Raw genomic sequence first — 13,830 nt, forward strand, 5'->3', positions numbered from 1 at the left:
CATTATTTTAACATAATTAAACAAAGGGATGGCTGTAGTGAAAATTCGTAGTACTGCTCTCGTAAAAGGATTCCGTCAATCAACACCTTATGTCAATGCTCACCGCGGAAAAACCATGGTGATCATGCTGGGCGGAGAAGCCGTCGCACACAAAAATTTTGGCAATATTATTAATGATATCGCACTCATGCACAGCCTCGGAATTAAAGTCGTGGTGGTGTATGGTGCACGTCCTCAAATTAATCAGCTGCTAGAAAAACAAGACCTCACTACGCCTTACCACAAAAATATCCGCATTACGGATGAATCGGCTTTATCTGTTGTTATGCAAGCTGCCGGACAACTTCAACTTGCGATTACTGCGCGCCTATCAATGAGCCTCAACAACACTCCGATGGCAGGCACCCAGCTCAATGTCGTTAGCGGAAACTACATCATTGCTCAGCCACTCGGCGTTGATGACGGGGTGGATTATTGCCATAGTGGACGTATTCGCCGCATTGACACCGATGCTATCAACCGCACTCTTGATCAAGGCTCTATTGTGCTACTTGGCCCCATTGCGAGCTCTGTGACTGGCGAGTGTTTTAACTTACTTTCTGAAGAAGTTGCGACACAACTGGCGATCAAATTAGGCGCAGACAAACTGATTGGTTTCTGTTCAGAACAAGGTGTCATTGATGACAACGGTAATGCTGTCGCCGAGTTGCTGCCAATTGAGGCGGAGCATGTCATCAAAACGCTCTCTGAAAATACGTCTCCTGACCTAGATTACAACACTGGGACACTGCGCTTTCTTAAAGGGTCTATTGCCGCTTGCCGTGCCGGAGTACCTCGCAGCCACTTGATCAGTTATAAAGTAGATGGAGCCCTAATTCAGGAGTTGTTCTCTTTCGACGGTATCGGAACCCAAGTCGTTATGGCGAGCGCTGAACAAGTGAGGCAAGCCAATATTGACGATATTGGCGGTATCTTAGACCTCATTCGTCCTTTAGAAGAACAAGGTGTACTCGTTAGGCGCTCTCGAGAGCAGCTAGAGCAAGAGATTGGAAAGTTTACCATTATCGAAAAGGACGGTCTGATTATTGGCTGTGCAGCCCTTTATCCATACCCAGAAGAGCGCAAAGCAGAGATGGCTTGCGTAGCGATTCACCCTGACTATCGTGATGGGAACCGAGGTTTGTTACTGCTCAACTACATGAAACATCGTTCTAAATCCGAAACCATTGATCAGATTTTTGTCCTCACGACACACAGTCTGCATTGGTTCAGAGAGCAAGGTTTTTACGAAGTCAGTGTCGACTATTTGCCCGGAGCCAAACAAGGGCTATATAACTTCCAGCGTAAGTCAAAAATCTTAGCGCTAGATTTGTAGCTTAACCTTAAATCAGGAAGAGAAATTTAAGGTCCCGCTATACCAACACCTCAAGGTGCGGGATTCAGCTCATTGACGCTCAATCCCACACATCAAGTTTGTTTTGGAGTAAAGCCTCACATAAATCCTGCTTCGAGCTAGTGAGTCATCATGTAAACACCAACTTAGAAATGCGCAAACCATTGCTTAATTTTCGTTCCAATTTTATCTTTTAAATATACATTTGGTTGGCTATACTCTGCTCGCTAGTGATTGGTTTTTAACCAATACGAATGGATCTAGGTGATGTAATGTAGCCTTCACCCTAAAATACTGGGCAATTGAAAAACTAGTTAGCTCCGTATTGCACACCAAGGACAGTTGTTAATCTGACTTTAAATAAGCCGAGACGAGCACTGTTATGAGAACAATCATTTGTAATTCGCTTCAAAGCTTCTGGGATATGGCTGACAATCAGTTTTTAGAAGGCCTAGACGTCCACTGTGTTTTCCCCGTAAATGACGCTGTCCGAGATTTTATTCTTGCTTATCAACAGCAATACAAAATACGCAGCGTGTCTTTTACCAATGCGTTTGCAAAACATGCATAAAAGAAGACCGAGCCATAAGCTCGGTCTTCTTTTACGTACGTAATCAATTCAAAAAAAAATCATAGCCAACAAAGATGCAAAAATAGTGACTACGATAAAGATTAAAATAGTCCAGTACACTACCCCAATACTTATGAACCACTTTGGGCAAACTCTACGAATATCTGTTAGCTTTCTTTTTTTGGCCAACTTAGGAAATGCAACTGCGGCAACAAGGGCTAATCCATGTATTAAGGCCCCAAAGTGACATCCAGAAACTAAAGCAAGCTCAATATCTGTATAATGCTCACTAGTGTACGCATAGCGCTTTACTTTTTGCGGCGTGATAACAATAAGCAAAATACCTACTATCAGGTACCAAAAAACTAACAAAGCACCTGCAACAAAAAATGTAATAAAAGAAACTTCTAATAACTGCAAACTTCACCGACCTTCTATTCCAGCTCTCAAGTAATAGACATCCAAACCACCATTGAGCCTAAAGTGATCATAGCTAGAAGCAATAAAACGCTTATATAAATACGGCAAATTCCGATGAATAGACCGGAGCAAACTTGATGAATATCAGCAAAGCCCCTTCTCCTCGCTAAAGTTGGTAAAGCGACCGCCGCAACTAAGCCTACACCATGTACTAAAGCACCAAAGTGAAAACCCGAGACTAAGGCTAACTCTACTTCTGAATAATGTTTCGGATTAAAAGCAAACCGCTTCACCTTTGGCGGTATAAAAAATATAAAAATTGCTCCGATAATAACGAACCATAAAAACGCGACTCCTCCGGCGATAAAGAAGGTTAGAAAGGACCAATCTAATAACTGCATATATTACCTACACCTGTCGATTCAACTACGTCTAAGTGAGAATAGTGCTCTTTATATACCGCTGCAGCTTGTTTTCCTGAATAATAACTTCCGACAGATGAAGCAACTCCCAATACCAGAGCTCCCACCCAACCAACGGGTGTAGCAACAACAAATAATGATATTGCAATACCAGACATAGTACCTACAACTGTACTTGCTGCAGTTTCCACCAATATTTCGTTTTTCTTTGCCTTAGAGTCTGCTCTAGCTATCTGATCGCAGGCAATACCAATATTAACTGCAGTCAATACAGTGCCACCTTTAGCTGCTACTTTTGATAACTTTGCTAACCTATCAGTATTCTTCTGAAGCGCCGCGGTAGTCATAACCCCGCCGTTTCGAGATATCCTCATAGCCTCTCGAGCTTTCTTACCATTAAAGAGAAGCTTCTCAGTTGGTCCAAGGTTTTTTGCTACATTCTCTAATAGTTTTTTCCTGCGGTAATCATATTGCCCTTTCGAAAACTTTCCTGATTTATAATCTCTATATAAACCATCAAGCTTTTTTAGCTCTGCGACATTTCCTTTTTCACTATCTCCTAATAAAGCCCCCATGGACGCAAAAGTAGCACCGATACCTGCGCTCGCAGGCCCCCAATTGTCATCAAGCCAAGAAAGAGCCCAAAATGCTTCCTTTTCGTTTTGCGACATAGATTTCATCGTTGATTCAAATTGCGCTTGATCATGATCTGAAATGGCAATTTTAGAAGAAAACTCAGATTGCTTGGTGTTTGAAACGTTCAACTTTCTCAAGTAAATAGATTGACCAGATTTAATCGAATTAGGGTCTGAAATTTTTGGGTTGTCTTTTTTTATTTGAGCAACAGCAAAATTATAGCCATCTGTTCCAAACTTAAAATGATAAAACTTCCATATAATTCTCGTAAGAGTATCACCAGGCTTAACACTATATATGTAGCTATACCTATTAACGCTGTTAAAATAAGTTGTATTCATTCCATTCAAATCCTTATGCTCACAATTGCGCATAATGTTAACGTTTCAGATTCAAAAACATCAATTGAAATGACTTTTCTTTCAGAAAGAGAATTGTTAAAACACAACTCATCACCAAGTTTGACATGTAACAAAGGTAAAACTGACTGTAAACTAAGTCCATAATCAGTTAGTAAGCCGCTGTACTAACCCACTCGCGCGAGTCGTTTTCACCTTAATACCTCGCTTCAGAACGTTGAGTTCGGCGTAAAGAGCTAAACGCTTTTTCGCGCGGGTAATGCCTGTGTAAATCAACTCACGAGTTAATATCGGGCTAAAGTCTGGTGGCAAAATCATCAGGGTGTAATCAAATTCACTGCCTTGCGATTTATGGATGGTCATGGCGTAAGCCGTTTCATGTTCAGGCACTCGGCTTGGCAAGACCGATTTCACACTGCCGTCAGGTAACTCGAAAAAGACTTTCAAACGCGGTTCTTCTTCACTGTCATCTCGCATGCAAATACCAATATCACCGTTATACAAACCTAGACCATGATCATTACGCGTAACCATGACAGGTCTACCGTGATACCAAATTTCATCCTGAACCTGAATGAACTTGCGCGCCGCGAGCGCTTTCTCGATGCGCTGGTTTAGCCCAGCAACACCAAAGTCACCTTCACGAATCGCGCAAAGCAGTCGGCATTGGTTGAAGGTATCTAATACCGCTTTGGCTTTACGCGTTAGCGACTCTGGCTCTCCGGTTTCAGGATCGGTTTCCTGTTGTCCAATGCGTTTGAGGTAACGACCGTATTCCTGCACCAACGTCTGCATCATTTGGTTGTAGTGCTGACTACTTAGCGCGAAATGTTCGATATCAGAAAAGTCACGCGCCCAGACGTTATCTACGCTCGCTGCAGAACCTGAGTTAACCGCTTTTGCCAACTGACCAATGCCTGAGCGAGCGTCAAATCGGTAACTCTTTTGCAGCATACATAAACTATCGGCAATGCTAGATGCACTGTTACCCGTATGGGCTAAAGTATCGAACCCCGTCAGTTTTGCAATGGCTGACGCCTGCTCTTTTCCATAACCCAATGCGTGGAACGAACAGATATCACCCAACACGGCCCCTGCTTCAACTGAAGCAAGTTGATCTTTATCACCTAGCAAAATCAGCCGCGCATGTTTCGGTAAGGCATCGACCACTTTATACATCATTGGCAAATCGACCATCGACGCTTCATCGATAACCAAAATATCCAAATGCAGTGGATTTTGCTTGTTGTGACGAAATTCTGCGCTATTAGGAATCGCGCCCAGCAACCTATGTAAGGTACTCGATTCAGTCGGAATTTTGGCTTTTAGCTCCGGAGAAACTGGCAGTTCTTGCACTGCTTTACCAATGGACTCGGTTAATCGCGCCGCCGCTTTCCCCGTCGGGGCCACCAGCTTAATGGTCAGATTTTTCTCGTGCGTTGCCTGTTCAATCAAAGCAGCAAGCAATTTGGTTACTGTCGTCGTTTTACCCGTACCTGGGCCACCAGAAATCACAGCAAATCGACGGGTTAACGCAACTGCCGCCGCAATTTTTTGCCAGTTCACGCAAGCCGAGAGTGGCACGAGTTCATCCAGTGTTTGTAAATCCTGAACCTTGCGCGCATTGCTAAGCACGGAATCAATGGCGTGCCAATCCAACGATTCGCTTGCGACCACATCAAGGTGGTCACACACCAATTGTTGACGCAACACTTGGTTGCTGCTTCCCGCTTCTACTGCTTTGCCTAACGCGTTAAACAGAAAATGGTATTGGCGTGCAAATAAATGGTTGAGCAACTTGGATAATCGCGCAAACTCTTGTGGTTGCAAGTTAACTGCGGCGCCCAACTGATTGAGCTTTTCCGCCAGTGTCACTTCATAATGCCAATAGCGGTGCAGATACAGACGCTCGCCATCGAACATCAGCGGTAAGGCTTCTCCTTGCGCGCCGACCAAGCTGGAATTTTGTAATACTTGAATCCAATCTATGCCTTGCAACTGTGTATTGAGCGCCAATGCCGACTCACCAAACAGCCCTAGCTTACTGGCTAAATCCGTAGATTGCCCTTGTGCATCGAACAGAGACAGACAGATATGTCCTTTGCCGAGCTCACTACTGACAACACCCGCGATAAACGCCAGTGCTTGGCTATCCGACTGTTCATCATGCGTTTGAGAATCAATAAAACAGGCGAATTGGTAGTCGAGCTGACGAATAGCACCTTTGTGCGCCAAGCGTTCCAGCACTACCAATAGACTATCTTGGTCAGAATGAAGATTGCGATTTGTCGTCATTAAAGTAGCTCCATCTGCCCGGCTTGAGTTGAGCGCGTTTCAAGTGCTTGACCATCAATCAAACGATCCATCTCTTGTAAGAAGTCTAAGGTTGGTTTCGCGGCAAAAATGCCGTGGTCACTCTGCCCGTCCATGCCGCGCAAGAACAAGTAATACACGCCACCGAAGTGCTGTTCATAATCATAATTGGCCAATCGGCTACGTAGGAAACGATGCAGTGCTAACGCATAAATCTGATACTGCAAATCGTAGCGGTGATCCGCCATCGCCGATTTCAGAGCCTCACCATGGTAGCTCGTCACATCGTCGCCAAGATGATTCGATTTCCAGTCAAGCACGTAGTATTTACCTTGATGTTCAAACACCAAGTCGATAAAACCTTTGAGCATACCTTGCACGGTTTGGAAACCTAAATCCCCCGCTTTCGCCGACAACGGATCGTGACGTTGAATGACTCGGTTTAACGCCGGTGCAGACAACACTTCAATCGGCAGCAAAAATTCCATCTCCACCAAACGTTGCGACGGTGCATTTTGATTCAGCAGCAAAGACTTACCATCCAACGGCGTTGCGAGTACGGTATCAATCAATTGCTGTAAAATGGGCAACCACTCTTCATCGAGCTGTTCGCTTTCCATCAAGCCAAGGATGATTTGTGTATTCTCTTCCGTCGTGGCTGGCTGAGTAAATTCAATTTCCTCAAACAGGCTGTGCAGGAACGTACCCGGACGCGCACCACGAGGGAAGGTAAAAATCGAACGCTCTGGCTCCACCAAATCCGCTTCGTCTTGTTCTTCAGATGAGTCGATATCAAAACCTGTAATCTCAATCGTGGCATCATGCTCGGCGTGATGAGAGCCTTGCTTGACCAAGCCAGAATAACTGGTGATGCGCCAGTTTCTGTCGATAGGGTTTTGCAGTTCTTTCGCACTAAGATCGTGTATTTCTTCTTGTGGCGCTACGTACTTATCTTCGAGTTGCTGCGGCGGATCGGCCACAACGACACAATCAAGCTCGTCTTGTTGCTTTGTTAAACCTTGGTGCAAATCGTTAATGCCACCTTCTTGACCATTTTGAATCAAATAGCCAATCGCACTGCGGTGTACACCAGTTGGCTCTTTGGTCGAACGGCCATTGCGCAACGGTGAGGCACCGATAAAACACGCATAAACAGCACGCGTTAGTGCCACGTATATCAAGCGTAAGTCTTCCGCCAAACGCTCTTTGTCCGCTTGCTTCATGGACGCATCGTTGCCAGTGATATCCAGTACCGTGCGGTCATTGGCTGCATCGTAATATTTGGCTTCACTGGCTTCTCGATAGCTGAACACAAACGGCAGAAATACGAGGTCATACTCCAAGCCTTTTGATTTGTGAATAGTTACGATCTGCACTAAGTTACGTTCCGATTCTAAACGTTGGATTTGGTCATCACTGCCACCCAAACCGTTTTCCGCATCACTGATAGACTGAGCGAGCCAACGCAGCAGACCGTGATCGCTATCCAGTTCATTACTGGCGTGTTGAAGCAGTTCACCAATGTGCATTAAATCGGTAAGTACTCGCTCACCATTTTCACCCTGTGAACTCGCACCTTCTTCTAGTAATCGCTCGGCAATATGGCGTTTGCTGATCACCGCGCGCAACATCGGCAGCACACCACGTTGAATCCAAAGTTTGCGATATTCTTTGAATTCGTTTACGGCGTTTTCCCACACCACTTCATCGTTATTAAGTGCATCCAAACTTGCTGCGTCGAGGGCAAACAGCTCAGAAGCAAGACTTGCACGCAGCGCACGGTCATTTTCTGGAGTCAGCACCGCTTGCAGCAAACGCTGTAGATCCTGCGCCACTGAACTGGTAAACACACTGTCTCGGTTAGACAGGTACACGCTGGCAATGCCTTGTTCAGCCAGCGCTTGTTTGATCATTCGACCTTCACTACCTGTTCGAACCAACACCGCGATATCGCCCGCTTGAACCGCTTTCTGTTTTTCGCCATTCACCAGACACGCTTGCCCCTGTTGAGCCTGCGTCAAAATAGTTTGGATTTGGCTTGCAGTCGCCTCTGCCATTCGAGTCAAATACTCGCCTTTTGGTAGCGGTTTATCGTCCGCTTCTTGCAACCAATAGGTCAGCGCGGGTTGCTTTTGGCCACCCATAGTCCAAATGCGTTTTTCGGCATTGGGACTGTACCTAACGGGTAAGAACGGAATATCCGAATCATAGATAAATGGACTGTCTGGCAAAGCAAATACTTGGTTTACCGCCTGCACCATATCTGCGCTAGAACGCCAGTTGGTTCCTAACGTGTAGTGGGCACTTACTTGGTTACGCGCTTTGATATAAGTGAAAATGTCTGCGCCACGAAAGCCATAAATCGCCTGCTTGGGGTCCCCGATCATAAACAAACCACATTCCGGGTTGTTCAGATAAATACGGCTGAAAATACTGTATTGAAGCGGGTCGGTATCTTGGAACTCGTCAATCATTGCGACAGGATACAAAGTACGAATACGCGCAGCTAAAAGCTTGCTTTCGTCCGTATCGATAGAAGCAGAAAGTTGTGTCAGCAAATCATCGAAAGAGAGCCACTGTTTTTGATTTTTCGCGTTAGCCAGCATCACACGACAATGTTCAATCGCATGAGCAAGCAGTGGCGCTTTTAAGCTGATTGGGTTGGCAAGAAATGTTTCAATGACTTCAAATACCGCATGCTGCGGCGCACTGCCTTTCGGTGTTTTTTCCAACAAGACGTTTTGCGCGAATTTCTCCAGCTTGTCTGGATAATCGTAACCTGTAGTTTCCGTTGCCGCCCAAGCGTTTACCGCCTCCAACCACGTCAGCAGAGACTTTTTGGTATAGCTACGTTTGTTAATATCTGAATCTGAAATTAGCGTTAAGAAGTCATCTTGGCTTTCTCGCCACTGTGCTTTTAATTCATCAATTTTTTTCAAATTTTCAGTATGAAGATCAGCCAAACTGCCTTTCATTGCTGGAACAGAAAGGCTTAACGGCGCACCAGTTAAGTAATTGCTGATGTCAGACAACAACGCAGATGGAGAGCCCCATAGCTGGCGAATTTCTCCAGCCACGGTAAATGGCAACGGGTAGAAATTGCGACGCCAGTAATCGGCTACAACTTGCGCTTTTAGGTGACTTTCATCGGTCACAAACTCGTTATTAAATCGGCTGCCAGATTCAAACGCATTTTGCGTTAGCATACGTTGGCAAAAACCGTGAATGGTGTAGACCGCCGCCTCGTCCATCTGACGCTCTGCCTGCAATAAAATTTCTGCGGCTTGCTTGTGATCGTCAAACTCATTAAGCAAAGGTTGGATCACCGGATCGGAACTCTGTCCACGCGCAAACGCGATTCGCGCGTCATGGATCCTTGCCCTGATACGATCGCGTAATTCCGCAGTTGCCGCTTCGGTAAAGGTTACGACCAGGATTTGGTCGACCGTAAGCGGTACGCGATGTCGAGTTTCCGCGCTGCCGTGACCAAGCAAAAGGCGCAGATATAAACCTGCAATAGTGAAGGTTTTACCTGTACCTGCTGATGCCTCGATTAACCTCGCACCATGCAGAGGAAACGTCATCGGTTCTAGTGGCGTTGGTTGAGGTTGCTCTGTGCGGTCTAACGTATGTAGAGGACACTCTGCACCTGACATTTGATCCATAACGCTGAATCTCTCCGGATTATTTACTAGGACGTATCACCTAATAAATGTGATCTATAGTTAAAAATTCTATTAATATGTTTAACAAGTTGGATAATTTAGAGCTTTGTGAGATCTTTCTCACGGTTATCCATAAGACGTACCGTTAGTATGCGCCCCACGAGATAAGCCAAACCTTTTTGGCGACACAACTCAAATGAATTAAACAAAAGTATCATGGTCCCTCTGACCTTGTGGCCGTACAGCGAACGCCCTACAAAAAATAATGATTTTCTGACGGCCACCCTACTCTTCCTTCTCTTTATCCAACTTTCTTTATCACGCTTTTACATTATCAGCGTCTTGAACCGCTAAGCGCGCACCTTGCAGTACTAATGCTGTCAGCAAACGAACTTCTGAGGCCAACTCATCATTCCAAGCAGGCCAAATTCGAGAGATGTACGCATTACTGCCTTCGCCCGGGCTCATGAAGCCATCATTGAATGCGTCAGCCATTTTCTTCAAAGATTTCTCTTCGTCATCGACCCACTGACCGCGGCTAAAGCCCGCTTCAACACAAGCCAACGCCGTTTTCGGGAAATAAGGCATAGGCTTAGTCATGCCTTCGAAGAACAAGCGAACCAATTCAGTCAGTAGCTGTTTGGCATACTGCACATCGGCAATTTCTGGGTAGATCAAATGCAGCGCGCCTTCTTTACGATCGTAACCAATGATGTGGGTTTTCTTAGCATGACCCGACGCCGACATGGCAAGGTGATCGATCCACGCTGCAAGGTAATCCTGCGATCGAATCTTACCGCTTCGATAGCGAATCAAACCGGATTGGTAGCATTGAGTTAGCCAACCTGTTAGGCGAACGTTTTTCTCTTCGCCTTCATTTCGCTCAAACAAGGAATCAAACGTCAGGTCGATTTCCAAATCGTCTTGAGGCGCACCAGATAAAAACGCCAGTTTATCCACCAGCTCTTCCGCCTGAACTCGGTTAGTTTCAAATTCGATATCACCAAACGCCCCCACCGGCAGTTTGCCTTGCGCGCGCTGTTGACTCATAAAGTGTTTAAGCACCTCTGTTTTTTTCTCTGGCTGCATCAATGTCGTTTCAAGCAAGGTTTCTAACAGCTCATCACGCATTTGATAGCTTTCCAAACCACCTAAAACAAAGGGTTCGTCGTCTTCCATCACCGGTAGCGGCGGTTCAAAGATTACTTTTAAACGACGATTGAAAAAATACTGCACAGGTAAGCGCCAGAAACGTTGCAACTCGACTAAGTCGAGCTCAAGTGGGAACGTCGCTCCTAACAGATAGTCGTCTAATGCCCGATTAAAATCACGACGAACATAGCCTTGCGATTGACTACTTTGAGTCAATGCCGCTGGAATCCACTCTTTCGCGTAGCTGGCGTGCATGCCTTGGAACGCACTTGGGCTAAACGGCACCATGGCGTGGGTATTCACTAACGCATTTAATAAGTTGTCGCCAGACTCATCAACGGGCAACGCTTCATCACCACTTAGACAATAGTTTTGGTGACAGTATTCCATCAGCTCAGAAACCAGAACCGAAGGCACTCGCTCGGTGTTGTCTTGGATTGAACGGCCAACATAACTGATGTAGAGCGTTTGCTGTGCAGACAACATCGCTTCGAGGAATAGGTAACGGTCATCATCTCGGCGCGAACGGTCGCCCGGTTTGGTTCTTCCTGTCATCAAGTCAAAGCCTTCTGGCGGCATGGAGCGTGGGTACACGCCGTCATTCATCCCCAGTAGACAAACGGTTCTAAACGGAATAGAGCGCATCGGCATCAGGGTACAAAAGTTCACTTGACCAGCAAGGAAGCGCTGGCTGACTCGTGTGCCAGATAATTTGTTTTGAAGGTATTGGCTGATGATCGACGGCGATAACGCATCATCAAATGCGGCATCAGCTAATTGCTCTTTGAGTTGGCTGAGCGTATCGCGAATGGATTTGAGCGCCATTTCGCCTTCTAACTCAACTGAGAAGAAGTCATCCAGCAGTAAAACTAAAGTCTCTCGCCAACCATCAATAGTCTGAACATGAGAAAGTTTGCTTCGATAAGTGCTAATTTGTTGGATAAAGTGTGCCAACTTGCCCGCCAGCTCTGCGCCCATGCCTTGCACTTCGTTGTACGGAGACAAACTGCCTTGCTCGGTTTCAAACAAACCAGCGGATTCTGGCATCGCGTAGCCAAGCAACATGCGTTGAATACCAAATTGCCATGTGTTTTGACGAGTTTCCGGCAGTTCAAATTCGCGTCCGGTATTGGCATCCAACCCCCAGCGAATTCCCGATTCCTCAACCCATTGTTTGGCTTGTAAGAAATCATCTTCGCTGAGTTCAAAACGCTTTAATATCGCTGGAGTTTCCAGAAGTTCGAGTAGTTCTGATGCCAAACAGCGCGTATTGGGTAAGTTCACCAACTGCATAAATGCAGCCAGAATTGGGCTCTCTTGATCGGCGGTTCGGTCAGAAATCGAATATGGAATAAAACGCTCACCCGGCGCGTTACCAAAGACCGCCTGAATCGCAGGGCTGTAAGCGTTGATGTCCGCGACCATCACGATAATATCGCGCGGTTTTAACGTTGGGTCAGCATCGAACATCGCCAACAGTTGATCATGCAGCACTTCAACTTCGCGCATCGGGCTGTGACAAGCGTGTAGGCTCAGTGATTTATCACCCAAGCTAACCACTTGTTTGTGATGACTGTTTTCAATCTGTTGATCATCTTGATGTTCTTCAAGATTGAGAATATCCGCTTGCAATTGATGGAGCAGACTGTCGCGCTCAACATCAACAAAGGCTTCGATTTCATGAGATTCCAGCTGAGACAACAGATACATATTGTCGCGCCCGAGTTTACCCATGGATGCCAACAGACTGTTTCCGACCACATCGGTGTGCAGCTCATCGATCACATTATCTTCCAGTGATCCTTTCAGTTGCTCAGTTTCACCTTGCACTTCCGAGTGATCGTCCTGCCACACAACGTGCTGACGATGTTTCGCCGCCAAACGAGCCAGATATTTGCGATCTCGAACTTCACCCCAGTAATAACGACACGGGTTGGTGAACATCAGATGCACGTCGATGTGTTCACCAATTGCTTTTAGCGCATCCATATAGCGAGGCGGCAACGAAGAAATGCCAAAAACAAACAAACGCTTGGGTAAATGGTCAAAATTGCCGTTAAAACTCTCTAACGTGTCGATAAAGTGCTCATAAAGGTTGGCACGGTGATATGGAGACTGTCCTAATGACACAGTGTGATCATACAACGCTTGCCATAAGATCGGCTGCCACGGATGCTCATCTTCCAGCTCTGGCACACTCTGCCCTGCTTCCCAACTTGCGATCCACTCCGGACGATACACCAAGTAACCATCGAAAATATCGGCAATTTTCTCAGCCAGTTGATACAGCTTAGAGTGATCACTGTCATCTTTGAGGTACTGCGCTAACGGCGAAAACACGTCTTGGTTGAGAAGCCCCGGCAGCAGATGCATCAACTTCCAAGTCATCGCTTCTTTGTTAAACGCACTGCGTTTTGGCACGTCTGGCAACACCTGCGTAAACATTTCCCAAATGAAGGTAGCAGGAAGCGGAAAATCAATGTTCGCGGCAACACCAAACTCTTTGGCCAATTCCATTTTTAGCCACTGGGACATGCCCGGACTTTGAACCAGAATTTGTTCTTTTTCGAACGGGTTTTCCAGCGGACTGATTCGAATCAGTTCGACAAGGAGTGATTTAAGAACGTCAACTTGGTTGGAGTGATAAACAGTAAACAAATTGGGAATACCGAGCGCCGATTGAAACTGTTAGCTAGCTTAGCACAGCCCCATTTAAACCCGCAGTGATCTCGCGTTCGGAAAAAACAAAAGGTTATATATCACTCAAATAGAGTATGAATCTTCTGAATTTTCACATGTCAATCAAGTCTGACACTTCCATACAAAATGTGACATTCGTCGCAACTATTCCATAATAAAAAACACTGTTTTATACTCCCTCTACCCATAATTTATAAAC

8 protein-coding genes are annotated in these 13,830 nt (G+C 45.8%); 2 read left to right on the forward strand and 6 right to left on the reverse strand.

Annotated elements, in window-relative coordinates:
- The first annotated feature begins 37 nt into the window (after nt 1-37).
- Both argA and IJ23_RS23970 read left to right on the forward strand, forming a co-directional pair.
- Nucleotides 38-1,375 (forward strand): amino-acid N-acetyltransferase, encoded by a 1,338-nt coding sequence (gene argA, locus IJ23_RS04430; protein ID WP_012841478.1) that lies wholly within the window; start codon nt 38-40, stop codon nt 1,373-1,375.
- 400 nt (nt 1,376-1,775) lie between these two features.
- Nucleotides 1,776-1,964 carry a hypothetical protein gene (locus IJ23_RS23970; RefSeq protein ID WP_074191720.1) on the forward strand — a complete coding sequence of 63 codons (189 nt, stop codon included), beginning with the start codon at nt 1,776-1,778 and terminating at the stop codon, nt 1,962-1,964.
- Nucleotides 1,965-2,012: 48 nt separating this feature from the next.
- Here IJ23_RS23970 and IJ23_RS04435 read toward each other — a convergent pair whose 3' ends face one another.
- The 6 genes from IJ23_RS04435 to recC all read right to left on the reverse strand — a co-directional run bounded on the left by IJ23_RS04435 (nt 2,013) and on the right by recC (nt 13,589).
- On the reverse strand, nt 2,013-2,384 hold the full coding sequence (locus tag IJ23_RS04435) for a hypothetical protein (protein WP_033905547.1): 372 nt from the start codon (nt 2,382-2,384) through the stop codon (nt 2,013-2,015).
- Between the two features lie 26 nt (nt 2,385-2,410).
- On the reverse strand, nt 2,411-2,785 hold the full coding sequence (locus tag IJ23_RS04440; protein ID WP_033905548.1) for a hypothetical protein: 375 nt from the start codon (nt 2,783-2,785) through the stop codon (nt 2,411-2,413).
- The gene (locus tag IJ23_RS04445; protein ID WP_033905549.1) at nt 2,773-3,783 is read right to left on the reverse strand and encodes a LysM peptidoglycan-binding domain-containing protein; all 1,011 of its coding nucleotides are present in this window, start codon (nt 3,781-3,783) and stop codon (nt 2,773-2,775) included. The genes IJ23_RS04440 and IJ23_RS04445 overlap by 13 nt, the downstream gene beginning before the upstream one ends.
- A 165-nt stretch (nt 3,784-3,948) precedes the next feature.
- Nucleotides 3,949-6,096 carry an exodeoxyribonuclease V subunit alpha gene (recD, locus tag IJ23_RS04450; RefSeq protein ID WP_033905550.1) on the reverse strand — a complete coding sequence of 716 codons (2,148 nt, stop codon included), beginning with the start codon at nt 6,094-6,096 and terminating at the stop codon, nt 3,949-3,951.
- Nucleotides 6,096-9,770 carry an exodeoxyribonuclease V subunit beta gene (recB, locus tag IJ23_RS04455; protein ID WP_050550063.1) on the reverse strand — a complete coding sequence of 1,225 codons (3,675 nt, stop codon included), beginning with the start codon at nt 9,768-9,770 and terminating at the stop codon, nt 6,096-6,098. Before recB ends, recD begins: the two co-directional genes overlap by 1 nt.
- A 327-nt stretch (nt 9,771-10,097) precedes the next feature.
- Nucleotides 10,098-13,589 carry an exodeoxyribonuclease V subunit gamma gene (recC, locus tag IJ23_RS04465; protein WP_033905553.1) on the reverse strand — a complete coding sequence of 1,164 codons (3,492 nt, stop codon included), beginning with the start codon at nt 13,587-13,589 and terminating at the stop codon, nt 10,098-10,100.
- Nucleotides 13,590-13,830: the final 241 nt, after the last annotated feature.

The organism is Vibrio sp. OY15 (genome assembly GCF_000742455.1).
Taxonomy (GTDB): domain Bacteria; phylum Pseudomonadota; class Gammaproteobacteria; order Enterobacterales; family Vibrionaceae; genus Vibrio; species Vibrio alginolyticus.

Excerpts from the sequence above, each read along its gene's own strand:
- IJ23_RS04445 (WP_033905549.1), bottom strand. The coding sequence starts at position 3,783 with ATGAATACAACTTATTTTAACAGCGTTAATAGGTATAGCTACATATAT.
- recD (WP_033905550.1), bottom strand. The coding sequence starts at position 6,096 with ATGACGACAAATCGCAATCTTCATTCTGACCAAGATAGTCTATTGGTA.
- IJ23_RS04440 (WP_033905548.1), bottom strand. The coding sequence starts at position 2,785 with ATGCAGTTATTAGATTGGTCCTTTCTAACCTTCTTTATCGCCGGAGGA.
- IJ23_RS23970 (WP_074191720.1), top strand. The coding sequence starts at position 1,776 with ATGAGAACAATCATTTGTAATTCGCTTCAAAGCTTCTGGGATATGGCT.
- recB (WP_050550063.1), bottom strand. The coding sequence starts at position 9,770 with ATGTCAGGTGCAGAGTGTCCTCTACATACGTTAGACCGCACAGAGCAA.